The sequence below is a fragment of the Pseudoalteromonas porphyrae genome, assembly GCF_001298125.1.
Taxonomy (GTDB): Bacteria; Pseudomonadota; Gammaproteobacteria; order Enterobacterales; family Alteromonadaceae; genus Pseudoalteromonas; species Pseudoalteromonas neustonica.
The window spans coordinates 265833-290717 of the sequence record NZ_LHPH01000004.1; the positions used below are offsets into that span (position 1 = coordinate 265833).

Annotated in this window: 24 protein-coding genes; 16 read left to right on the forward strand and 8 right to left on the reverse strand. The window is 40.1% G+C overall.

Annotation, left to right across the window (positions count from 1 at the left end; translation table 11 throughout):
- Positions 1-79: 79 nt before the first annotated feature.
- Genes pilV through ADS77_RS05515 form a run of 5 tightly spaced genes read left to right on the forward strand, consistent with a single transcriptional unit; the run spans position 80 to position 5643 of the window.
- Positions 80-640, forward strand: a complete 561-nt coding sequence (pilV, locus tag ADS77_RS05495) for a type IV pilus modification protein PilV (protein WP_054205141.1) — start codon at positions 80-82, stop codon at positions 638-640.
- Between the two features lie 2 nt (positions 641-642).
- Positions 643-1632 (forward strand): PilW family protein, encoded by a 990-nt coding sequence (locus tag ADS77_RS05500; protein WP_054205142.1) that lies wholly within the window; start codon positions 643-645, stop codon positions 1630-1632.
- Positions 1620-2105: a pilus assembly protein PilX gene (locus tag ADS77_RS05505; RefSeq protein WP_054205143.1), complete on the forward strand. Its 486-nt coding sequence runs from the start codon at positions 1620-1622 to the stop codon at positions 2103-2105. The genes ADS77_RS05500 and ADS77_RS05505 overlap by 13 nt, the downstream gene beginning before the upstream one ends.
- Before the next feature lie 15 nt (positions 2106-2120).
- On the forward strand, positions 2121-5228 hold the full coding sequence (locus tag ADS77_RS05510) for a pilus assembly protein (protein ID WP_054453317.1): 3108 nt from the start codon (positions 2121-2123) through the stop codon (positions 5226-5228).
- Positions 5229-5238: 10 nt separating this feature from the next.
- Complete coding sequence (locus ADS77_RS05515; RefSeq protein WP_054205206.1) at positions 5239-5643, forward strand: type IV pilin protein; 405 nt, start codon at positions 5239-5241, stop codon at positions 5641-5643.
- 91 nt (positions 5644-5734) lie between these two features.
- Here the strand turns inward: ADS77_RS05515 and ADS77_RS05520 are convergent, their stop codons facing one another.
- The 3 genes from ADS77_RS05520 to ADS77_RS22340 form a co-directional block, all read right to left on the reverse strand.
- Positions 5735-6265: a GspH/FimT family pseudopilin gene (locus ADS77_RS05520; protein WP_054205145.1), complete on the reverse strand. Its 531-nt coding sequence runs from the start codon at positions 6263-6265 to the stop codon at positions 5735-5737.
- An 84-nt stretch (positions 6266-6349) separates the two neighbouring features.
- On the reverse strand, positions 6350-6898 hold the full coding sequence (locus ADS77_RS05525; protein WP_054453320.1) for a GspH/FimT family pseudopilin: 549 nt from the start codon (positions 6896-6898) through the stop codon (positions 6350-6352).
- A 206-nt stretch (positions 6899-7104) separates the two neighbouring features.
- Entirely contained in the window at positions 7105-7272 is a 168-nt protein-coding gene (locus ADS77_RS22340) for a hypothetical protein (RefSeq protein WP_157601495.1), read from the reverse strand.
- Positions 7273-7344: 72 nt separating this feature from the next.
- On the opposite strand from ADS77_RS22340, the gene glnB reads away from it, so the two are divergent.
- Entirely contained in the window at positions 7345-7683 is a 339-nt protein-coding gene (glnB, locus tag ADS77_RS05530) for a nitrogen regulatory protein P-II (RefSeq protein WP_054205147.1), read from the forward strand.
- 303 nt (positions 7684-7986) lie between these two features.
- On the opposite strand, the gene ADS77_RS05535 is transcribed toward glnB, so the two are convergent.
- Complete coding sequence (locus ADS77_RS05535; protein ID WP_054205148.1) at positions 7987-8748, reverse strand: outer membrane protein assembly factor BamD; 762 nt, start codon at positions 8746-8748, stop codon at positions 7987-7989.
- A gap of 141 nt (positions 8749-8889) precedes the next feature.
- Between ADS77_RS05535 and rluD the strand changes: the two genes are divergently transcribed.
- From rluD to clpB, 3 genes are all read left to right on the forward strand, one after another.
- Entirely contained in the window at positions 8890-9867 is a 978-nt protein-coding gene (gene rluD / locus ADS77_RS05540; RefSeq protein WP_054205149.1) for a 23S rRNA pseudouridine(1911/1915/1917) synthase RluD, read from the forward strand.
- Between the two features lie 9 nt (positions 9868-9876).
- Positions 9877-10602 (forward strand): peptidoglycan editing factor PgeF, encoded by a 726-nt coding sequence (gene pgeF, locus ADS77_RS05545; RefSeq protein WP_054453322.1) that lies wholly within the window; start codon positions 9877-9879, stop codon positions 10600-10602.
- Positions 10603-10709: 107 nt separating this feature from the next.
- Complete coding sequence (gene clpB / locus ADS77_RS05550; RefSeq protein ID WP_054205151.1) at positions 10710-13286, forward strand: ATP-dependent chaperone ClpB; 2577 nt, start codon at positions 10710-10712, stop codon at positions 13284-13286.
- Positions 13287-13494: 208 nt separating this feature from the next.
- On the opposite strand, the gene ADS77_RS05555 is transcribed toward clpB, so the two are convergent.
- Entirely contained in the window at positions 13495-15042 is a 1548-nt protein-coding gene (locus ADS77_RS05555; protein WP_054205152.1) for a methyl-accepting chemotaxis protein, read from the reverse strand.
- A gap of 443 nt (positions 15043-15485) precedes the next feature.
- Here ADS77_RS05555 and gshA point away from each other — a divergent pair, with 443 nt between their 5' ends.
- The gene (gene gshA, locus ADS77_RS05560; RefSeq protein WP_054205153.1) at positions 15486-17063 is read left to right on the forward strand and encodes a glutamate--cysteine ligase; all 1578 of its coding nucleotides are present in this window, start codon (positions 15486-15488) and stop codon (positions 17061-17063) included.
- Positions 17064-17188: 125 nt separating this feature from the next.
- Positions 17189-17797 carry a hypothetical protein gene (locus ADS77_RS05565; RefSeq protein ID WP_054205154.1) on the forward strand — a complete coding sequence of 203 codons (609 nt, stop codon included), beginning with the start codon at positions 17189-17191 and terminating at the stop codon, positions 17795-17797.
- 55 nt (positions 17798-17852) lie between these two features.
- Here the strand turns inward: ADS77_RS05565 and ADS77_RS05570 are convergent, their stop codons facing one another.
- The 3 genes from ADS77_RS05570 to ADS77_RS05580 all read right to left on the reverse strand — a co-directional run bounded on the left by ADS77_RS05570 (position 17853) and on the right by ADS77_RS05580 (position 20957).
- Positions 17853-18692, reverse strand: a complete 840-nt coding sequence (locus ADS77_RS05570) for a mechanosensitive ion channel family protein (RefSeq protein ID WP_054205155.1) — start codon at positions 18690-18692, stop codon at positions 17853-17855.
- Positions 18693-18820: 128 nt separating this feature from the next.
- The gene (locus ADS77_RS05575; RefSeq protein WP_152960587.1) at positions 18821-20089 is read right to left on the reverse strand and encodes an HlyC/CorC family transporter; all 1269 of its coding nucleotides are present in this window, start codon (positions 20087-20089) and stop codon (positions 18821-18823) included.
- Positions 20090-20150: 61 nt separating this feature from the next.
- The gene (locus ADS77_RS05580; protein WP_054205157.1) at positions 20151-20957 is read right to left on the reverse strand and encodes an inner membrane protein YpjD; all 807 of its coding nucleotides are present in this window, start codon (positions 20955-20957) and stop codon (positions 20151-20153) included.
- A 272-nt stretch (positions 20958-21229) separates the two neighbouring features.
- Between ADS77_RS05580 and ffh the strand changes: the two genes are divergently transcribed.
- The 5 genes from ffh to rplS all read left to right on the forward strand — a co-directional run bounded on the left by ffh (position 21230) and on the right by rplS (position 24831).
- Positions 21230-22609, forward strand: coding sequence for a signal recognition particle protein (ffh, locus tag ADS77_RS05585; protein WP_054205158.1), 1380 nt, complete (start codon positions 21230-21232; stop codon positions 22607-22609).
- Positions 22610-22868: 259 nt separating this feature from the next.
- Positions 22869-23117, forward strand: a complete 249-nt coding sequence (gene rpsP, locus ADS77_RS05590; protein ID WP_016708927.1) for a 30S ribosomal protein S16 — start codon at positions 22869-22871, stop codon at positions 23115-23117.
- Between the two features lie 17 nt (positions 23118-23134).
- Complete coding sequence (gene rimM, locus ADS77_RS05595; protein ID WP_054205159.1) at positions 23135-23671, forward strand: ribosome maturation factor RimM; 537 nt, start codon at positions 23135-23137, stop codon at positions 23669-23671.
- Positions 23671-24438, forward strand: a complete 768-nt coding sequence (gene trmD, locus ADS77_RS05600; protein WP_054205160.1) for a tRNA (guanosine(37)-N1)-methyltransferase TrmD — start codon at positions 23671-23673, stop codon at positions 24436-24438. Before rimM ends, trmD begins: the two co-directional genes overlap by 1 nt.
- A 33-nt stretch (positions 24439-24471) precedes the next feature.
- Positions 24472-24831 carry a 50S ribosomal protein L19 gene (gene rplS, locus ADS77_RS05605; protein WP_007581406.1) on the forward strand — a complete coding sequence of 120 codons (360 nt, stop codon included), beginning with the start codon at positions 24472-24474 and terminating at the stop codon, positions 24829-24831.
- Positions 24832-24885 lie beyond the last annotated feature (54 nt).

A 24885-nucleotide genomic window follows, 5' to 3' on the forward strand; every position in this document is an offset into this window, starting at 1 on the left:
ACCTTTCATCCTAACCCTTCTTGTATTCCCTCCTTGTTAGATTATTCTTATCGTACGATATTTTTTATTAGGCATACTTATGGGCTCAGCACACCCTTCATCTCTACGAGGGTTTACACTTATTGAAGTATTAATTGCTTTCGTAATCTTAAGCTTTGGTTTACTTGGTGCTGTGGCATTACAAGCGACGGCTAAAAAAGCGAGTTTTGATTCAATGCAACGTGCCGCTGCTGTGGCATTAGGAAACGATATTATTCAACGTATCAGAGCTAACGATGTGCCCCAAATTGGGGCTTTATATAAAAAAGATTTTACGAGTAAAACGGCATTAAACTCTAACTCTCAATGCTTTACGGGGGCTTGTAGTGCTGCGCAGATCGCGGCACTAGATTTCGAGCAATGGAAGCGCGCTATTCAAGCAAGAGAAAATACAGGTACTTTAGATGACGCCACAGTATGTATTGATCCACAAATGATGGCGAATACAAAAGGTAAGCAATTTAATATTGAAGTAATAATAAGTTGGCAAGGGCGTCAAGAAATGACAGCCACTGGGAGTACACAAGGGAAAAAGTGCGGGGCGAATGATAAAAAGCGGCGCTTAGTCGTTATAAACAGCTTTATTTATATACGGAGCTAAATATGAAGCAGCATGGATTTACGTTGATCGAAATAATGATCTCCCTTTTTATTGGTGGATTGATTTTAGGCGGAGTGATGTTTTTGTATGTTGGCATGAAATCAACAACAAAAGACACAATGGTAATTGGTGAGCTTCAGGAGTCGGGTCGATTAGCATTATCAATAATGAAACGTGATATTGAACAAATAGGATTTTGGGGAACATTTTATGAAGATGGATTTACAGATGATAATACGGTAACTCTTCCTAATCCTACAAGTGATTGTTTTAGCGGCCAGAATAACGGTAGTTTTCCAGATAATAGCAATACTAATTTTCGATCTGTTTTTGCTGTAGAAGCAACAAGTGCTTTGCAATTAAGTTGTATTAAAAATGCAAATTTTGATCCTGTCTCAGATATATTACAAGTTAAATATTTAGAAGGACGTCAGGTACAGCCTGATGATAGTACTAACAAGCAATATTACTTTATTGCCCAACAAGAAAAGGCCGAGTTTCGACGTGGACCTATTGATAAAAACAGCATTAATGGTAATGCTAGCGTTTGGCCATATGGGCATCATGTTTATTATGTTGCGAATCAAACATATGAAATTAATAAACAGTCAATTAGTGTACCAGTGCTTATGCGTAAAAGGCTCACCCCCAGTGGCGGTATGATCACAGAAACAGTGATGGAAGGCGTTGAAAATATGCGTTTTGTATTTGGCTTAGATACGACAAGTAATAACCGTGTTGATACTTACAAAAGTATTAAAAATATGACCGCATCAGATTGGGAAAATCGTCAGGGAATTCTAACTGTTCAGGTCTTTATTTTAGTACGTTCATTATTACCAGACTATGGTCTTAAATTAAAAAGTCAAGTGTATACGATGGGGGAAGATGCTGATCAACGAATTATTAGCAAATCAGATCATTTCCGTCGAACTTTATTTACAACCACAATACGGTTGAACAATGTGGGAGCAAATTTATGGAATATTTAAATACAAGTAGGACCCACCAGCAGGGAGTTGTATTAATCGTCGCGCTTATAATGGTGATTGCTGTCACTGGGATAGCGGTGACTTTAATGAGCAGCAGTAGCATAGATATTAAAATCACAAATGCTGCTCAAGAGCGCGAAATTGCAGATAATACCTTGATGGGAGAAGTACAAAAAACGATGGCTACAGAAGCGCTAAGAGGTGGTAATAGTCGTTTTTTTCTAACGCCAGTAGAGATTCCTCTTGGTGGGGTTGATTTGGCTCTTGGTGGTAAAACAAAAAGCCTGCTAATAAACTTAAATACGGGTGCACATGATTTGCAATGTCCACGTAAGTTTAGTTATACAGCTGGAATTTCATGCAACATGATGCAAATGAACACGACAATCGCATATGGTTCAAAAAGTAAGCATACATTGGCTGTTGTAACGGGTGTTGCACAAGAGATGGTGAGCTTGAATACAGGCAGTTAAAGTGAGGATAAGTAAATGAAGACCCATAAGTTTGTAAGATTTAGTTTGCTGTCTCTTGCATTAGCAGTGTGTTATCAAGCTAAAGCCGAAGATATAGAGCTTTATGTTAACCATAATGTAAAAACGACAGAGAAACCACGGGTTGTGGTTGTTTTTGACACATCAGGGAGCATGGCCTTTTCTACGAGAACAGGTAGAGATTGTGGTTATTATCGAGGCTGGACTTTATGTAATGATAGTCGCCTAGGTGTAGCAAAAGATGCAATTCGTTCACTCGTAAATGATAATGATGACATAGAGTTTGGTCTAATGCGTTTTAACGGTAGTTCAGGTGGCTATGTCATGGCTGGTCTTGGTGCAACTAAAACTAAATTGGTAGATCAGATTAATAGCTTGCCTGCAGATGGTGCAACGCCGTTGACAGAAACGCTTTGGGAAGCTTACCTTTATTTAACCGGTCAGCAGCGTGCTTATGGGAGAAGCGTTGGTGCGCGTGATAGAACGGTTGATGTGGGCAATCGCTACCGTTCACCTTTTCTACCTGTTAGCGGCGTACCAGAGCGATGTGATAACTCAGTAAATGTTATTTTAATGACCGATGGCGATCCTTCAAATGATAACGGCGCTGATACTGTTATTTATAATTTGCATAGAAGTACATTTGGGAGCAATCCGTCAAAAATTAGTAACAGCTATTTAAGTGCATTGGCAAAATCTATTCATGGCACTAAAGATACTAAAGTCGACCTTTATCCTGGCACACCCTTAATTCATGATGAGGGGCGTGTTTTTGCTATAGGCTTTGGTTCTGGGATGAGCTCAGCTGGTAAGACATTACTTGCCGAAGCTGCAAAAGATGGTGGCGGTCAATATCTGCATGCAAACACTGCAGAGCAATTATCTGATGCACTTAAAAAAACAATTACCAGAATAAGAGAAGTCAACGATACTTTCTCGGCGCCAGCAGTTGCTACTAATAATGCTGACCAAACTCGCAGTCGAGAATCAATATATTACGCAATGTTTTATCCTGAAAGTGGTGCAAGGTGGAGAGGAAACTTAAAAAAACTAAAAGTATCTGGTGCAAACATTGTTGATTCTGAAGATATACAAGCACTTAATAGCGATGGTCTTATAGATAAGAATGCACGTACTTTTTGGTTACCAGAAAACGAAGGGGCTGATGGTAATACGGTACAACAAGGAGGTGTAAATTTAAAGTTGTCTATGCTTGCAGAGCGTAAATTATTTACAGATGCGGGCACTGGTGGGTTAATAGATTTCAATTATACCGATGTTGCTAATGCATTAGGTGGCGTTAACAACTTATTAAAATTAGCTGGGGGTAACTTACTTGAGTTACCTGATATTATAAGTTGGTCGAAAGGGGTTGATGTTAATGATGAAAATGATAATGGTTCAATAATTGATCAGCGAACAGATATTTTTGGTGATCCGTTACATTCAAAGCCTGTTGCGATAGATTACGGTAATGACGACATAAGAATCCTGATTGGAACAAATGCAGGTTACTTGCATATGTTTAAAGACAGTGGAGACACTGTATCTGAAAGCTGGGCTTTCATACCGACCAGCCTTTATAAAATAATGAAACCGTTACGAGACAACCAAGCTGACACAAAAGTATATGGCTTTGATGGCCCAATCTCAATTTACTTTGATGACAAAAATAAAGACGGCATTGTTAATGGTAGCGACAGAGTCTGGGCATTTACTGGGATGCGTCGTGGTGGAAATCAATACTATGCGTTTGATATTTCGATACCAGATAAACCAAAGTTAATGTGGGGTGGGCCAATCACTGGAAGCAGTGGCGATTTTAACGAACTTGGACAAACATGGTCAAAAGCACAAGTTGCCTTTGTTAATCTAAATGGCTACAAAAATAAGCCAATGCTCATTTTTGGTGCAGGCTATGATACAAATAAAGACAATGCAATACGCAGTAATGATAGCAAAGGGCGTGGTATTTTTATCGTTGATGCACAGACTGGAAAAAAAGTATGGTCTTTAGAGTCAGGCAATGGTTTTCAAGGACAACATAGTATTGCTTCAGATATAACGACGATGGATTCTGATTACGATGGTTATATTGATCGCCTTTATGCAACAGATACGGGAGGCAATGTTTGGCGTGTTGACATGCCCTCAGATAACCCTACGGATGCAAAAAATCCATGGACACATTTTAAGCTCGCAGAACTGGGAAGTAACAACGCAGCCCAAGACCGTCGCTTTTTTTATAAGCCGATGGTAGCACGTACAATGTTTAGTAAAGTAACAAAAGATCTAGTAAGCGGTGTTACAACACGTAAAGATACCCCCTTTGATGCAGTACTGATAGGCAGTGGTAACCGCTCTAAACCGACATCAACATCTGAACAAGATCAACTATTCATGATCAGAGATGAAAACACGGTTACGCGTTCGTTTAAAACAAAAATACCGCCTACAATAGAAGTAGGTGATTTGATGAAGATGAACGATGATCCTTTTGGTAATTCACTCGATAATGTAGAGAAATTTGTCGAATTAGAAGCTGAATTAGCCAATAGCTATAAAGGGTGGCGCTATGCGCTACCAAGCGCAGGTGAAAAGTCATTGGCTGCAGCGACAGTGATTGGTGGCATTGCATATTTTACAAGTTATACACCAGCATCAAAAACGTCGACAGTGAATCAATGTTCATTAAGTGGAGGATCAGGACACGTATACGCGTTTCATTTGCATTATGGCACTAAGGCCTATAGTAATTTAAAGTATCAAACAGGTAATGACGTGCCTGACACACCGCAAATATTCTTCGGTAGTGGTGCCTCATGTGCGGATTCAGACAGTAATGGTAAGTGTGATGATACAGGTGAAGACGTAGAAGAAGTGAGTAAATTTCAAACAATTGGGCCAAGCATTAAAAACCCTGAAAAGTATGGTGTTACAAATCCTTTTGTACCAAAAGAAATTACTGGTCCAGGCTTAAATCTGGATACAAGTGGCAAAATAAAGCTATTTAGTGATGAGCTACCGGTTGGGTTTGGTTTTAAAACACGACAAACATTTATTTATAAACGTGAAGATAATGATGAAGCAAGTAATGATAATTAAGATGCAAGTAATGAAAAAAAGAACGTATGGCTTTACATTAACTGAGCTGTTAATAGCAGTGGCTATTGCAGGTATATTAGCGTCGGTTGCTATTCCAAGTTATTCTGAGCATGTAAAGCGTGCTGCGCGTGTAGAAGCTGTAACAGCGTTATTAGATGCCGCAAATAGACAAGAACAGTACTTTGTTGATAACAGACAGTACACGTCTAATCTAGGTGATTTAGGTGTTAATACAACGACTGAAAACGGCTACTATTCACTTACAGTGAACGTTGGAGGTTCTAATTTCACTCTAACAGCAAAGCCAGTTGGTGGGCCTGTAAAGTCAGACGGTGATTGTGGCTCTTTTACAATAACTGATGTTGGTTTAAAAGGCGTAGGGGGCAGTAAAAGTATCGACTACTGCTGGGGTTAGTAACTTAATTATTAATTATCGCTTTTGGGTATATTCCACAAGCGATAAGCTACTTAACCACGTTTGCCTCCCTATGATATAAGGTTTTATATCATAGGGAGGCTGACTGACATTCTTTTGTGGATTTCACTCTTGCTCGTCCTGTTTGGCTCAGTGTGACAGCATAGCCAGCAAGTTTTGCTTGTTGATAATTTGGACAGTATATAAATGTCCCATTATTTAAAGCGTTTGGTGTCCCGTCAGGGCGAAAAGTGATCATACGTCTAGGGTACTTTAATCTATCGGCTTGATGAGCAAGGTCAAACACCATGAGTATTTCTTCATTTGGATCTCGTACTCCAAAATTCTTCTTATCAGTAAAAACAACAACTTGTTTATCCCACTGATCCAGCACACAGCGTTTATTTTTCATGGCGCAAAAAGTAGTAAAAGTATTGTGCTCTATTGCATACAGCCTCGATAAGTATAAGCCTCGATGCAATAAGGCTGTATTATTCTCAGCTCTTACACGCGCTAATACCTCAGACATTTGAAATACAGTAAAGTGAAGCAAAATAGATAAGATACACACACCAATCATTATTTCAATTAATGTGATCCCAGAATGTTGGTGAAGGGGCATTAACTGCTTCATCCTTGAAGTCCGTAGTAATCCAATATCTCTAAATTCTAGATGCTAATCCTAGATTAGCAAACATAGATGTAATTATTGGCAGTTAGATGTGGTATCTCCAAGATACATTGCTGTGCCAGATTGGGAGACGCTTAAAGCTTTGTTGTTCTCACCTGATTTACTGGGGCAAAAAACAAAATCACCAGGGTTTGTTGTTACTCTACCGCTGGTATTAAAACGTAAGCTATTGCTGCCTGAAAATTTCAGCTGATTATTAAGTGGTACTTTATCCATAACTCTCAGTATTGAGTCAGAGCCAGCGTCATAGCCTTGATCTTGATTAGCATCTACAAATACAATAATAGCGTTTTTATCAGCCCAGTCATTTGAGCATTCAATGGTTGTCGCTTTTGCGATTACACTACTTTCTAACACAGGGCAGAGAATAACAATTTCATCAGTACTACTTGCCTTAGCTCGAGCAAAACTAATATTGCGCTTTAAATCTAAAAGAAAATTTTCGGCACGATCTTTATTAAGCATATCACTGCTATTCCAAAATGCGATCGCAGCAAGAATCCCTACAATTGCAACTGTGACCATTAATTCTAGTAGTGTGAAACCACGTTGTTTATTTTTCATATACACCTCTGCTACTAAGTAGGTACTTACTGTGGAGTTATTTAAACTCATTATTAATTATATACCCAAACCGCCTCAAGATGCAGGGTTCAGCGTTTCACAGGGGCTTAATATCAAGCGTTACTTGTAAGAATGTCCCTTTTAAGAAGTAACAACGCAGAGAGTAACTCCCGGTGAATCGCCCAATGGGTTGGTTTAAAAGCGATTTATACTGTGTTATTTATTTTAGCAAGGGAATAACTATTCTCTGCAATCAATGCCTTGCCTAAATCGCTTTTAACTCCAACGACGCTCACACCTTGAGGTAGTTTGGGTATGGCTGTAATCTGTTGCTCAATCATACCACTGCTGGCGATTAAATCATCGTAATTCAATTGCTTTGTTTGCTATGGGATGCAGGATTGTCTAAAATCGATGCAAATGGGAATTATGAGTAGCAACAAACAATGAAAAAAATTGAAGCAATAATTAAGCCTTTTAAACTTGATGATGTACGAGAAGCATTATCAGAAGTTGGTATTACAGGCATGACAGTAAGCGAAGTTAAAGGCTTCGGTCGTCAAAAGGGGCACACTGAATTGTATCGTGGTGCTGAGTACATGGTTGATTTTCTACCTAAAGTAAAATTAGACATTGTACTAACGGATGAAGATGTAGACCGTGCTATTGAAGTTATTGTCAAAACAGCGCAAACGGGCAAGATTGGTGACGGTAAGATTTTTGTAACTGACGTTGAACGTGTTGTTCGTATCCGTACAGCGGAAGAAGATGAAGAAGCAATTTAGACGTTATACCAATTGTATTAAGTTAATGGTCATTTATAGCGAAAGATAAATACAGTGATAACAAGGCAGAAACTTTGACATGGTGTTGTTCTCGGCAATTGCTCCTGCATTGCTCTAGCTCCTGCATCCATGCAGTCGTACATGAAAAATGACTAACGCAGTTAGCGCTTTATTTAGTCCGCTAGAATGGTTAAAAATTTAAGTCGATTGGTATTACTCATCCATTAAAAAAGGCGCTACTTGTATCAAGTAGCGCCTTTTTTGTATTTATTACAAACACGTTAGAGTGTGTTTGGAAATAATCTACTTATTTTTATTTAGTTCGCGAGTCATTCTTGCATGCTTACTTAACTCTGGTAAACCAAGCTTTTCATAGCTTTTTTCCATCATCTCCAGAGCTTCATCTAGATAGCTACTTTGTGAATAATGTTCAACAACATATTTACCACGGTTAGCTGCAGCTAGATATGCTTCTCGTTCGTAATAATAATCGGCTACTTTAAGTTCATAGCGTGCCATTTTATTTAGCAACCATACTAAGCGGCGTTTTGCCTCAGGTGCATAACCGCTATCAGGAAAGCGATTAACTAAAGTTGATAAATCAGTAAATGCAACACGAGTTCGGTTTGCATCACGGTCAGCTCTGTCAACACCAAAATATTCTTGGAAAGCATTTTCATCCGCTTTAATATTTACCAAGCCACGCATATAGTACATGTAGTCTAAATCTTTGTGGTTTGGGTTAAGGCGAATGAAACGGTCTATTGTTGCTAATGCCTGCTCAGTATTTCCAGCTTGATAATGAGCAAACACCAAATCTAATTGCACCTGTTTTGACATTGGGCCAAACGGGTAGCGTGAATCTATAGCACTTAAAAGTTCAATTGCACGTGCGTATAAGCCTGAATCGAGAGTTTGTTTCGCATCTTCATAAAGTGCTTGTGCAGATTTATTTGGTACGCGTTGGATATCTTCTTCATCTGGTGCTGACGAACAAGCCCCTAAACCAAGCAATGAAACTGTAAAAACAATGGCGAATGCACGTTTCCCTATTCTATTTATCATTTTATTTGTTACCTTCGATGTCTTCGGCTAGGCCAAGTGGGTAAAACCGAGTAAACTATACTTATTATATAATGCTTTTATTAAAAGCGATTCTAACCCAGTCGAGCGCAGCTTGCACTGGTAAATTGGGTAAAGTTACTAATGACAGAGCAAATTTCTCTTCAAGCCGATGTACCAACTGAGTTAGGCGGTAAACGTCTAGACCAAGTATTAGCACAATTGTTCCCTGATTATTCACGTTCACGTATAAAAACGTGGATCTTGGATGATAAAATCACCGTTGATGGTGAAATTTTCAACACTCCACGCGAAAAACTCTTTGGCGGAGAAGTCGTTAATGTTGAAACGAGTATTGAAGCACCACGAGAATACCTCGCACAAGATATCAAATTAAACATCGTTTATGAAGATGATGATATTTTAGTTATCAATAAACCTATGGGTTTAGTTGTGCACCCTGGAGCTGGTAATCCTGATGGCACTGTGCTTAATGCATTATTGCATCATCATCCTGATATTATTAACGTTCCACGTGCAGGTATTGTGCACCGTCTAGATAAAGATACGACCGGTTTAATGGTGGTAGCTAAAACTATTCAGGCGCAAACACATTTAGTTAAAGCCTTGCAAAAGCGCGAGAATTTCACGCGTGAATACGAAGCAATTTGTAATGGTACGATGACAGCAGGTGGCATGGTTGAAAAACCAATTGCTCGTCACCCTACACAGCGTACACACATGGCTGTTCATGAGCAGGGTAAACCTGCAATTACGCATTTTCGCGTTGCTGAAAAGTTTCGTGCGCACACGCGATTACGTCTGCGTTTAGAAACAGGACGAACTCACCAAATTCGTGTTCATATGGCATTTATTAATCACCCATTAATAGGCGACAAAGCATATGGCGGCCGTCCACGTCCACCAAAAGGAGCAACACCTGAGTTATTCCAAATGCTACGTGAGTTTAATCGTCAAGCTTTGCATGCTGTTAAGTTAAGTATTGCTCATCCAATTACTGGTGAGATGATGACATGGCAGGCACCTATTCCTGATGACATGGTTGCGATGACGCACGTGCTACGTGAAGATACGAAAGCAAACCCAAATATTGATTATTAAGCTTAGTTAATGCTTTCACCCAATTGGTCAGCACCAACAAATGTTGGTGCATTAAGTACAACTCGTGACGGGGGGCTATCGCGTGCCCCTTTTTCAAGTTTAAACTTAGGGCTTCATGTGGGTGATGATCGGCAAGTGGTATTAGCAAATCGCCATTTATTAGATCAGCTATTGCCAAATCCGCCGATTTGGTTAAATCAAGTACATAGCGCTGAGGTTGTCGTCGTTGATAAACACTTTGATCCATTAACAGTACGAGATGCAGATGCACTTTATACATCTTTGCAGAATCAGCCTTTAGCAATTATGACGGCAGATTGTCTCCCTATATTGTTGACGTCATCGTGTGGTAATGAAGTTGCCGCAATACATGGTGGCTGGCGTGGTTTAAATGCAGGTATTATTGCGAATACGATTGCTCAATTCTCGGCATCAAAAAATAACATCATTGCATGGTTAGGGCCTGCAATTGGTGCATTAAAGTTTGAAGTAGGCAGTGAAGTAAGAGCTGCATTTTGTGAGCAATCAGATGCCTATGAATACGCATTTAAAGAAACCAATAATGGCAAATATTTAGCTGATATTTACGCTATTGCCCGTATTCAATTAATACAGTTAGGTGTTAATACTATTAGTGGTGGCGAATATTGCACCGTAAGCCAGCCCGAATCATTTTTTTCATATCGCCGTGATAGGCAGACAGGACGAATGGCAAGCTTGATCTGGCGCAAATAACCTCTAACTACACTCATATTCATGATTATATTTTTTGCTAAACCTTGAACAAACCACTCAACATACCCATTAATTAAACAATTAGTTTTTTTATAGGTTATCTCATTATGCGTTTAGATCGATTTACCAGTAAATTTCAATCTGCGCTCTCAGATGCTCAGTCTCTTGCTCTAGGTCGCGATCATCAATTTATTGAACCTGTGCACTTAATGTACTCATTGCTTCAGCAAAGCGGTTCAAGTGTGCGTGCATTACTCGCTCAAGCGAGTGTGAGTGCCGATGAGCTCAATACTAAATTATCCCAAGAGATAGAAAAACTCTTTAAAGTGGAAGGTGTTGGTGGTGACGTACAGTTATCGAATAACATGGTTTCACTGATTAACTTATGTGATAAATATGCACAAAAACGTAAAGACAAATATATCTCGAGCGAGTTATTCGTATTAGCTGCCTGTGAAGATAAAGGACCGTTAGGTGATATTTTCCGTGCCTTGAATATGACCGCGACAAAAATTGAAGCGGCAATTAAAGCGATTCGAGGTGGCCAAAAAGTGGATGATCCAAATGCTGAAGAAACACGCCAAGCATTGAAAAAATTCACCATAGATTTAACCGAACGCGCTGAGCAAGGTAAGTTAGACCCTGTTATAGGTCGTGACGATGAAATTCGTCGTACAATTCAAGTACTACAACGACGCACTAAGAATAACCCCGTTCTAATTGGTGAGCCAGGCGTCGGTAAAACGGCGATTGCCGAAGGACTAGCGCAGCGTATCATTAATGGTGAAGTGCCCGAAGGGTTAAAAAACAAACGTGTGTTGTCACTTGATTTAGGGGCGCTGGTGGCTGGTGCCAAGTATAGAGGTGAGTTTGAAGAACGATTAAAATCAGTTCTTAATGAATTGGCTAAAGAAGAAGGCCAAGTGATTTTATTTATAGATGAAATTCATACTATGGTGGGCGCAGGAAAGAGCGATGGTGCAATGGATGCAGGGAACATGTTAAAACCTGCTTTAGCACGAGGTGAATTACATTGCGTAGGTGCAACAACGCTTGATGAATACCGTAAGTACATTGAAAAAGATGCAGCTTTAGAGCGTCGTTTTCAAAAAGTCTTAGTTGAAGAGCCTTCAGTCGAAGACACAATAGCGATTTTACGTGGATTAAAAGAGCGTTATGAGCTTCATCACTGCGTTGATATTACCGATCCGGCCATTGTTGCTGCTGCACATTTGTCGCACCGCTATATTAGTGATCGCCAACTACCAGATAAAGCTATTGATTTAATTGACGAAGCAGGTTCGTCTATTCGTCTACAGATTGATTCAAAGCCAGAGTCTTTAGATAAGTTGGAGCGTCGTATTATTCAACTTAAATTAGAAGACAATGCGTTAGCGAAAGAAAAAGATGACGCAAGCCAAAAGCGTCGAAGTGAAATGCAGGAATTGATCACAGACCTTGAAGCCCAATACCGTGAGCTTGATGAAGTGTGGAATGCCGAAAAAGCATCACTTCAAGGCACCCAAGTTATAAAAGCAGAACTAGAACAAGCTCGTTTAGATTTAGATGTTGCCCGCAGAGCAACTGATTTACAACGTATGTCTGAACTCCAGTATGGTCGCATCCCTGATTTAGAGCGTAAACTTGATTTAGCGTCGCAAGCTGAAATGCAAGATATGAGTTTACTCAAAAATCAGGTTGGCGAAGATGAGATTGCTGAAATTTTATCGCGTTGGACGGGGATCCCGGTCTCAAAAATGCTTCAAGGTGAGCGAGAAAAGTTACTGCAAATGGAAGATCATCTGCATGCAAAAGTAATCGGGCAGGACGAAGCCGTTATTGCCGTATCTAATGCGATTAGGCGCTCACGCGCAGGGCTTGCTGATCCAAATAGACCAATTGGTTCATTCTTATTTTTAGGGCCAACCGGAGTCGGTAAAACCGAACTGACAAAAGCGTTAGCAACATATATGTTTGACACTGAGAGCGCAATGGTGCGTATTGATATGTCAGAGTTTATGGAAAAACACTCAGTAGCACGTTTAGTTGGCGCGCCTCCTGGTTATGTAGGTTATGAAGAGGGTGGCTACTTGACCGAAGCTGTACGACGCCGTCCATATTCAGTCATTTTGCTTGATGAAATTGAAAAAGCGCACCCTGACGTATTCAATATTTTACTACAAGTATTGGATGATGGTCGCTTAACGGATGGGCAAGGTCGAACCGTTGATTTTAAAAACACGGTGATTATCATGACTTCTAATTTAGGCTCCGATATCATCCAAGAGCAAACAGGTAGTAATGATTACAGTGCCTTGAAAGAAAAAGTAATGGGTGTACTCGTTAATGAATTTAGACCTGAGTTCATAAACCGTATTGATGAAACTGTCGTATTTCATCCCCTAGCGAATGAGCACATCAAAGAGATTGCAGATATTCAACTGAGCAAATTACGCGAGCGACTTACAGCAATGGGGTATTTGTTAAACATTAGTGATGCTGCACTTGAACGAATTGCTGCTAGCGGTTTTGACCCAGTTTATGGTGCAAGACCGCTTAAACGAGCAATCCAGCACACAATTGAAAACCCACTGTCTCAGAAGCTACTCGCTGGTGAATATCAAAGTGGAGACATGATAGTGATAGACGCTGATGAAAATGGTTTAGTATTCACAACACGCTAAATAAGTAATAAAGTTATGACCAGCGCATGTGCTGGTCATAACTTTTTGTTGTTCTATTTTTATTTAGCTCGCTAGGTTACAAACCTCGCGCCGCGATTAAATCGCCCCTAGATTGAACAAATTTCAATCCATAAAGGTCAACACGGCCTAATGTAAAGTTAAAAATAAAGCTCTAAAATCAGGCTTTAACATCCTAATAAACCATAATTTAAACTTTAAAAGTAAGCAAAATATCATTCACTTTACGTGAACCTTCAACTAGCTGAGCCGCATCTTTAGCTACATTAAAGCTTAAAGCAAGGTTTTCATCACTAAATCCTTTAATTTGTTTTACGTTCTCACCAATATCACCACTGACCGCTTGTTGCTGCTGTGCTGCGGCTGATATTTGTGTGGCTAATTGTGATATTTCGCTTATCTGAGCAAAAATGCTATCAAGCTCTATTTGCGTATGGCCAGTTGTATTTACACATTCATCGGCCTGGGATTTTGTATTTTTCATCACTGTTGACCAACTAAACAAAGTGTCTTGAATTTCTTTAATTGAGCTGTGAATTTGCGATGTTGCACGTTGGGTACGTGAAGAAAGTGCACGCACTTCATCAGCTACTACAGCAAAGCCGCGGCCATGTTCACCTGCGCGAGCAGCTTCAATTGCAGCATTTAAAGCCAATAAATTGGTTTGTTCAGCAATGCCTTCAATCTCAGTCATTACTTGACCAATTTTATCAGCCTCTGTTGCTAATGCATTTGCAGTGCTAGCCGCTTGCTCTACTTGAGATGCAAGTTCTGACACCATTGAGCTGTTATCAGCAATGTGAACTTTAATATCAGAGCAGCTTTGGTAGGTTACATTAACTTGTTCAGCGGTATTTTGAGTGCTTGTGGAGATCTCTCCAATTGTTGTGCTCATTTGCGACATTGCCGTCGCTATTTGGCTTAGACGTTGACCTTGCGCCGAAATACCTTGCTCTGTAAGTGACGACTGGTTATCTAAATTAGACGCTATACCGTTAAATGTTATGGTGGCATCTTTTATTCTGCCAAGCACTGTGCGTAGTTTTGCGTTGAGCATCTCACGATTGTATTCGCTAATACTAAATGGGTGAGTGCCTACGTAAATATAGCGTGAGACAGAATCAAACTCAGCCTTTTGCTGCTTTAATAAATTGGGAGTTACAATCAGTTCGTCATAATTGAGGAAAACAATAGCGCTACAAAATAACACTGCAACAAGGGCTGCAGTAACAGATATAGTCACAGCTAACAGAGTTAAACCCAGTAACGTGATGATCAACGCACATGTTTGCCTTACACTAACTAATTCACGGTATGAAGTGAGAGACTTTCCAGCATTTATTTTTTTATAAAATTCAGTGGCGCGCTGTTTTAATTGTTGTGTCGGCTTGCTGCGGACAGATTGATAGCCAACTAATTGACCGTGTTCAAAAATAGGGGTAACAAAAGCGTCAACCCAATAATAACGACCGTCTTTACAGAGGTTTTTAACCATTCCACGCCATGAGTGGCCTGCTTTTAGCTTTTCCCACATTTCTTTAAATGCAGCTTTGGGCATGTCAGGGTGGCGAACAATGTTATGGTTTTTACCCATCAACTCTTCTAATGTGTAGCCTGCTATTGCGCAAAAAGCGTCATTAGCATAAGTGATCACACCACGTAAATCTGTTGTAGAGACCAATTCTTGGTGCTGTGAAAAAGTAACCTCTTCATTCTTTATTTGCTGACCCCGACGCATGGGTAGTCCTTAAACATACTTTATTATTAAACCCGATTATAAAGTTCATCCTAAATTAATGAAAGGTAAAATACCTCAAGTGGGTACGCATAGATTGCTAATTACACTTTTGATGATCTAAAACAAATAAAAGGTCAATTAACCATATTTACTTTGCAGTTATTTGAATGGTTAGCTCGACTGGGCGGGTCTATGTATTTTGAATAAACCACATCATGATATATGTCATGACAGTGGTGCGTTTAAAGCAATTGTATATTGACACTTTCAATGGCAAGATTAGTCTATAATGCATTGGCAAATTTGTACGCCTTGCTGTAATTCGCGCGGTAGTTTGTGTGGCAAATAATTAGAATAAGTGTGATCCCTATTATTTAGCCTTGAGTATTATCAATTCGCCCCCATTGACTTAAGATTAAGCCACGTGGCTCGAGGAAGCATTTTTGACTACACATGATCTAAATAAAACGCTAGCAGCGTTATCTCCAGAACAACATCAATACGCAATTAAAGGTATTCAACGTGGCATAGAAAGAGAAGCATTGAGGATTCAGCCTAATGGTGTTATATCACAGCAAAGACATCCTAAAGGGGTTGGTAGTGCGTTAACAAATGGGCATATCACCACTGATTTCTCTGAATCGTTATTAGAGTTTATTACACCGGTTAGTGAATCTGCCGAAGAAACGTTAAGTCAGTTGCAAGATTTGCAAAAGTTTACCTTAGCGCAGATGGGGGATGAGTTATTATGGCCTATCAGTATGCCGTGTTTCATTGAGCACCAAGACGACATAGTGTTAGCTCAATTTGGCGATTCCAATATTGGCCGAATGAAAACACTCTACCGCCAAGGATTGAAAAACCGTTACGGCAGCATGATGCAAGCTATTGCTGGCGTGCACTTTAATATTTCATTCCCTGAAACGTTTTGGCAAAGTTTGCAGACAATAAAAGGCGACAAGGGACCGTTAACTGATTTTATCTCAGCAGGTTACCTCAGCTTGATCCGTAACTTTAAACGAGAGCTTTGGTTAATAAGCTATTTATTTGGTGCGTCACCCGCTTTATGTAATTCGTTTTTACAAGGTCGTAAGACGGATTTACCATTTAAAAAGTTAGGCAAAGGTACACTATACCTTGAAACAGGCACGGCGCTTCGATTAGGTAACTTAGGTTATACAAATAGTGCGCAGTCATCATTAAAGGTTATGTATAACTCATTAGATGAGTATGTCGCCGGCTTAAAGCGTGCGATTAATACGCCATCAGATATTTACAGTGGCATTGGCGATTACAATAATGATCAACCAAAACAGCTTAATAAAAATATCTTACAAATAGAAAATGAATTTTATTCTCCAATCCGGCCTAAGCGCAATGCAAAAAGTGGTGAAACACCAACGGATGCATTATTACGTGGTGGTATTGAATACATAGAAATTCGTGCATTAGATGTGAACCCGTTTAGCGAAACAGGCATTAATATTGAACAAATTCGCTTTCTCGATGTGTTTTTAACATATTGCTTGTTAAAAGATTCACCGGACATGGATTGGGACTCGCAACAGCGCAGCACTGAGAATCTAGATACCGTTGTTAATAATGGGCGTGCTAGTCATGTTGAGCTCAATAAATCAGGCGCACCAAGTAATTTAGTCGACTGGGGACAAGAGGTGTTTGCTCAGCTTCGCTCTGTGGCTCATTACATGGATAATGCTTATGGTGTCCAATACTACAGTGAAACGGTTGCACGCTTATCTTCGTGGATCACAGATCCTACACTTACTTATTCAGGTCGCTATGTGGCGCAATTGAAAGAGTCAGGTCTTGATAACGGACACTTTGCTTTAGCATTAGCTAAAAATTACAAGCATAGCCATCAAGCAACGCCATACAACGTTTATTCTGATAGCTATTTGCAACAACAAGCACAGCGTTCAATACAGGACGAGCTTGCTGTAGTTGCTGCTGATAGCGTATCTTTTAAAGTGTTTTTAGATGAGTATTTTAAAGATAAATAACAGACAAAAAAAACGCAGCCCATATGGGCTGCGTAAAAATTCTTCAGGGATGAAACAATGCTAAACTGCGCATTCATAAACTAAGACCGATGTTTTTATTAAAAGTTCAGCGAGAATCAAAATAAATGAAAAAAAATTTAATAATTCTATCGCTGGGAGTGATTTTAACCGGCTGCGCGACCGCTCCGCCAAAGCAACCTAATGATATCTGTAAGATTTTTGAAGAAAAATCAAGTTGGTATTATGATGCCAAAAATGCCCAAGAAAAGTGGGGCTCACCAAAGCATGTGCTAATGAGTATGATGTATCAAGAAAGTTCATTTAAGCATGATGCAGCACCTCCAATGGAATATTTTTTATGGGTTATTCCCACCGGGCGTGCAAGTTCTGCTTATGGCTACTCCCAAGCTAAAACACCAACATGGTCTGATTATATTCGCGAAACAGGTAACAGCGGGGCTGATCGTGATGATTTTGATGATGCTATCGACTTCATGGGTTGGTTTGTTTATAAAACGCATAAAGTGAATGGCATATCAAAATGGGATGCTTACGCACAATATTTAAATTACCACGAAGGCTGGGGTGGCTATAAACGTGGCACCTACAAAAAGAAAAAGTGGCTAATGGGTGTCGCAAATAAAGTAAAAAATAGGGCAAGCCGTTATGGTGCTCAACTTAAAAAATGTGAAGATAGTTTAGACAAAGGTTGGTTAGATCGTTTATTTGGCTAATTTAAAACTAACAAGCCCGCACTGCGGGCTTGTTAGTTTTAAGGGGGAAGGCTATTTACTTCCCTGGAAATTGATGGATATGTACATCTCTTTGTGGGAATGGAATGGTGATGTTCTCTTTATCGAAAGCGATCTTAACGCGCTCGTATAAACCAAAATATACCGGCCAATAATTTTCAGAGTCAACCCATGCCCAAACGAGCATGCCAATATGGCTATCACCATGTTGGCTAACATGCACAATAGGTTTCTTCGCTTCATCACCTTTAAGCACTAACTCATACTCATTTAGGACAGCCATTAACACCTCGCGAGCCCTTAGTACATTATCTTGGTAGCTAATGCCGAATTCGATATCAACACGGCGAGTTGGCTCTGCAAATTTATTTTTAACACAGCCATTTGAAAGTGCGCCGTTAGGGATAATAATCTTTTCATTGTCGTAGGTAAGTAAGATAGTAACAAAAATTTGAATTTCAACGACTTTACCCATATGCCCTTGTGCTTCAATGACATCACCAATTTTAAATGGTTTAAAGAACAAGATAAGTACACCACCAGCAAAGTTAGCTAAACTGCCTTGTAAAGCCATACCTACAGCCAAACCTGCAGCGCCGAGCATCGCGATGAATGAGGTGGTTTCGATCCCAATCATCGAGGCAACAGAAATGAGTAATAGGACTTTTAATATCACTGAAATAAACGAGACTAAAAAGTGAGTTAAACCGGCTTCAAATTTCACTTTAGCCATTGATTTTTCGGTCATATTTGCAATTCGGCCAATAAACCACCAGCCCACAACTAATACAAATATTGCGAGTAAGAATTTAGGGCCATACAACATAAGCATTTCGATAGCTTTGGTGTATATAGTCTCTACTGAAATATCATCCATTAAAGTTCTCCGTAAGATAAAGAATTATAATAGCTTAATATATATCACTGGGTTGAGAATCTATGTCGGAAAATTCAGAAATAAGAAAGAGAGATAGAGTAACTTACTGGTTACTCTATCATTTGGGGTTAGGATTTGCGTAAAGCGGCTTGAACTCGAACAAGTTTAATCATGTTCTCTTTCACCTCAATTACCTCGATAGGGTAGCCTGCAATGCGTAAACTTAAATTTGCATTTGGAATATCTTCAAGGTACTCAACAATTAATCCACTTAGCGTTTTTGGGCCATCAAGCGGAAATTCCCAATCCATTTCTTTGTTTAGATCACGTACGTTAGCACCGCCATCCACTAAAAATGAACCATCCTCTTGTGATACAACTTCTTCACTTGGAGTACGTGTTTGAGTAGTCGTAAAGTCGCCAACCACTTCTTCAAGAATATCTTCAAGGGTTACTAAGCCTTGAATATCGCCGTATTCATCGACGACCAAACCAATGCGTTCTTTTGATTGCTGAAATTTAAACAGCTGTGTATTAAGCGATGTGCCTTCAGGGATAAAGTAAATTTCACGAACTGCGCGAAGTAGTGATGGCTTATCAAATTGCTCTTTCGTTAATAAGCGCAGCGCATCACGTGAGTGGATAAAACCTACCGCATCATCAATTTGGTCACGGTATAAAAGTACGCGTGTATGTTGTGCGTGGGTAAGCTGTTTACTAATAAGTTTCCAGTCATCATTGATATCAATGGCCACGATCTCGTTACGGGGTATCATAATATCTTCAACAGTGACTTGCTCTAAATCTAAAATAGAGGTCAACATGCTTTGGTGACGAGCGGGGATCAGCGCACCAGATTCATTCAGCACTGTTTTTAATTCTTCCTTACTCATACTGTGCTCATCTATTTGTGCCGCACTAATACCAAATAAGCGTAATATACCATTGGTCATCCAGTTAACAACGACGACAAATGGAAAGAGAATCTTTAGCAAACCTTTGAGTATTACCGAGCTTGGAAAGGCAACTTTTTCAGGATAAAGCGCAGCAAGCGTTTTAGGTGTTACTTCTGCAAAAATAAGGACGACTAACGTAAGTGCGCCAGTGGCAATAGCGATACCTAAATCACCATATAAACGGATACCAATTATAGTTGCAACCTGTGCGGCAGCAATGTTTACCAGATTATTACCAATTAGGATCAGGCCAATAAGTCTATCAGGACGGCTCAAGAGTTTGTTGACACGCTTTGCTGCGCGGTGGTTTTCTTTGGCAAGGTGGCGTAAGCGGATTCTGTTAATTGACATAATGCCCGTTTCAGAACCAGAAAAATATGCAGAACAAAGTATGAGTATTCCAAGTATTATAAACAAAACACTTGTAGAGATGTCGTCCAAAGAAGGATCCTTTTTTATTTAATCAAGGTATATTAAGCGGTAGAGAGCACGCTGAGTCAAGTTAAAACTTATTAAGGATAACTTCTTGCACAAAGCGGCTACCAAAATAAGCTAATGTCAGTACAAATGCAGCACTCATTATAGCAAGTACAACAGGTTTTCCGCGCCAGCCAAATCTTAAGTGACCAAGTGTAACCGTGGCAAAAATAGCCCATGCACATAAAGATAAAATGGTTTTATGTATAAACTCTTTAGCAAACATACCTTCGAGGAAAACCAACCCTGATAGCAAAGCCAAAGTAAGAAGTGCTGTTCCTAATGTCAATAAATGATAAAGCTGGCGTTCAACCACCATTAATGGAGGAAGATGACTACGCACGATCGCTAAATCTTTGCGCTTTAACCGCTTATCAATAAAATAAAATTGCACACCATATAACGTAGCAATAATAAGTACACAATAAGCGAGTAAAGAGAGTGATATATGAGTAACAAGGCCGATTTGTATATCAATACTTTGCAATAGAATATGATGAGGAATAAATAAACTAGCAATTGTTAGTAAAGCCGCAAAACCATACACCACAGGCAATAGTAATGTTGCAGGGAACTTTAATGAAACCGTGGTGACAGACACCACGATCACCCAGCAAGTTAAGAGTGCGACATTCACGATACTCAAATCTTGTCCATCAGAACGAAAGACCGAATTTACCAGCAATAGCATGTGCGCTAAGATAGCGATAGTGCTTAGTATCACCGTGAGCTTTTGGCTCGGACCTTGTTGGTGAAATAATCGAGATAGGACATGTGATGTCGCTAAAACGTAAAATAAACTGGCAATAATAGTTAAACTAATAATCAGCATAGTACTTGGGCCACTCAATTTGAGTCAAATATCCTTGTTAGAGTAAGTCCATTGTATTTTATAGCAAGACAAATGCCTAGGCTTTGTAAAAAGAAACTCAAACAGCCGACTTGAGTACTGTATTGTGCACCTTAATTTACGGTATACTGTTTTTAATTAAAATTTTAATATTACTGACTAAGTTAAATTAACGCATATAAAGAGCAAACTATTAATTTGCTCACGGTGTGAAATTGAGCTGTCGGTATATCACGTTTGATCGGAACCTTTACATGTTTGAGAACCTCCAAGAACGATTAGGTAAAACCTTAAAGAATATCAGCGGCCGCGGTCGCCTAACTGAAGACAACATAAAAGATACGCTACGCGAAGTTCGTATGGCTTTTTTAGAAGCTGACGTTGCTTTACCCGTTGTTCGCGAGTTCGTTAAACAAGTTAAAGAACGTGCGGTAGGCGTTGAAGTAACTAAAAGTTTAAGCCCAGGGCAAGTTTTTATCAAAATAGTTCGTGAAGAGCTAGAAAAAGCCATGGGTGAAGCAAACGAAGAGCTAAGCTTAAACGCACAACCGCCAGCTGTTGTCATGATGGCGGGTTTACAAGGTGCGGGTAAAACCACCAGTGTTGCCAAGCTTGCGAAATTTTTAAGAGAACGTAAAAAGAAATCAGTGTTAGTGGTCAGTGCCGATGTATATCGTCCTGCCGCAATTAAACAGCTAGAAACGCTTGCCGCAGAAGTTGAAGTTGAATTTTTCCCAAGTGATATATCACAAAAGCCAGTTGATATTGCAACGGCTGCTATAACACACGCAAAAAAGAAGTTTATTGATGTTGTATTAGTCGATACCGCAGGCCGATTACATGTCGATAATGACATGATGGATGAGATAAAAGCGCTGCACAAAGCAATCAACCCAATCGAAACCTTATTTGTCGTTGATGCTATGACAGGTCAAGATGCGGCAAACACAGCTAAAGCATTTGACGAAGCATTGCCGCTTACTGGTGTTATATTAACAAAAACCGATGGTGATGCTCGCGGTGGTGCGGCGTTGTCTATTCGCCATATCACCGGTAAGCCGATTAAATTTATGGGGGTGGGTGAACGTACAGATGCACTCGAACCTTTTCATCCTGACCGCATAGCATCCCGTATTTTAGGGATGGGTGATGTACTTTCATTGATCGAAGAAGTCGAGATGAAAGTCGATAAAGAGCAAGCTGCAAAAGTAGCTGAAAAAGTATTTAAAGGCGATGGTTTTACCCTGGATGATTTTGCTGAGCAACTAAAGCAAATGAAAAATATGGGTGGCATGATGTCGATGCTTGATAAGTTACCAGGTATGTCAAACTTACCCGATGCAGTGAAAGGTCAAATGGGTGATAAAACCTTTATTCAAATGGAAGCGATCATCAGCTCAATGACTAAAAAAGAGCGTGCCCGTCCTGAAATCATTAAAGGTTCGCGTAAAAAGCGTATAGCAGCGGGTTCTGGTACCCAAGTGCAAGAGATAAATAAGTTGCTAAAACAGTTTACGCAAATGCAAAAAATGATGAAAAAAATGAAAGGTAAGGGCGGAATGCAAAAAATGATGCGCGGTATGAAAGGCATGTTACCCCCTGGAATGATGGGTGGTGGTGGGCCTAAGTTTTAATTACCAGCTAAGTTTTGTAGGTATTGTGTACAAATTAATTTAAAAAAGAGGCAAACAGCCTCTTTTTTTGTGGATAAATTATGCATTCAAAGACTTATATAGACTCAATTAACGCGGAGATCATAGTTTAATCAAGTTAACTCCTATTTTGAGTCACTTCTTACTTGCATTGTTGCTAAAAACTCGTACAATTCCCCAGCTCCCCATACTGGGGAGCAATTCTTATTAATGAAAACAGTCAATCTATTTAGAGGACGGTATGGTAACTATTCGTTTGCAACGTGGTGGCGCTAAAAAACGCCCTTTCTATCAAATTGTGGTTGCGGATAGCCGTTTCTCGCGTGACGGTCGCTTCATCGAGAAAGTAGGCTTTTTTAACCCAATTGCTAGTGGTCAAGAAGAAAAAGTACGTTTAGATTTATCTCGTGTTGAACACTGGGTAGGTCAGGGCGCATCTCTTTCAGATCGCGTAAGTAAGTTAGTAAAAGACGCTCGTAAAGCGGCTTAATAGGCGTAAGTGTAACCATGAGTCAAGAGAACACCTCATCAATAATTGTCGTAGGAAAGCTCGGTGCCCCATATGGTATAAAGGGCTGGCTTAAGGTACATTCATTTACTGATGATCCCCAAGGGATCTTCGAATTCAGCCCGTGGTTGATAGGGCAGCAAGGTAAATGGCAGACCTTAGAAGTGGTCGACTGGCGTCGCCACAACAAAGGCTTTATCGCTAAATTTGCGCAAGTAAACGACCGAGACGAAGCAATGGCTTATACCCATGCAGAAATCTCAATGGATGCAGCGCAATTACCAGAACTTCCGCAAGGCGAGTTCTATTGGCGAGATCTCATTGGCATGTCGGTTATAACTGATAAAGGTTATAACTTAGGCATCGTTGATGACCTGATGGAGACAGGCTCAAATGACGTATTGGTTGTTAAAGCAAACAATAAAGATGCATTTGGTCAAGCTGAACGTTTAATTCCATTTTTAACTGATACAGTTATTAAAGAGATTAAACACGATGCTAAAGAAATTACCGTAGACTGGGATCCTGGCTTTTAATGAGTCAAACTAGTTCGTTGTGGGTAGGGGTTATCAGCCTTTTCCCGGACATGTTTGATGCCATTACAACGCAAGGTGTAACTGGTCGCGCAGTAAAAAATGGTCTGATCGACTTTAACTGCTGGAACCCACGTGACTATGCTATTGATAAGCATAGAACAGTGGATGATCGCCCTTACGGGGGCGGTCCAGGTATGTTGATGATGGTTGAGCCATTGAAACAAGCCATTCTTGACGCTAAAGCAGCGGCAGGTGATGGTGCAAAAGTAATTTATATGTCCCCGCAAGGGCGCAAATTAGATCAGCAAGGGGCAAGCGAACTCGCAAGCTCTAAAAAACTGATTTTAATTGCCGGTCGCTATGAAGGTATAGATGAGAGAATAATAGAGTCATATGTTGACGAAGAATGGTCAATTGGTGATTTTATTTTGAGTGGTGGTGAACTACCTGCTATGACATTAATTGACGCAGTAGCGCGATTAGTGCCAGGTGTTTTAGGGCATAACCAGTCAGCAGAGCAAGACTCATTTTCGAATGGCTTGCTAGATTGTCCTCATTATACTCGGCCAGAAACATTGGACGACAAACAGGTGCCTGCTGTATTACTCAGCGGAAACCACCAAGAGATAGCAAAATGGCGGCTAATGCAGTCATTAGGCAGAACTTGGCTACGACGTCCTGACTTGTTGCATAACCTAGCTCTGACTGAGGAGCAAGCGGTATTACTCGCAAAATTTCAGCAAGAGTACCAAAAAGCTTGTGGCTAGAAGACAGTTACACCTAGGAAAGTGAGAAACATAATGGCAAAAGTAAACCAAAATATTATTAAAGCGCTTGAAGATGAGCAGCTTAAAACAGACGTACCTGCATTTGGCCCTGGTGATACAGTGGTTGTACAGGTAAAAGTAAAAGAAGGTGCTAAAGAGCGTCTACAGGCCTTTGAAGGTGTTGTAATCGCTAAGCGTAATCGTGGTCTTCACTCAGCATTCACAGTTCGTAAAATCTCGAACGGTGAAGGTGTTGAGCGTGTATTCCAAACGCACAGCCCTCTTATCGATAGCGTAACAGTTAAGCGTCGCGGTGCAGTTCGCCGTGCGAAACTTTACTATCTACGTGAGCGTTCTGGTAAATCTGCACGTATTAGAGAAAAGCTTAACTAATACGCGCTGTTTATCAACGCAAAAAAACGGGTTGCAGCCTTCGGGTTGCAACCC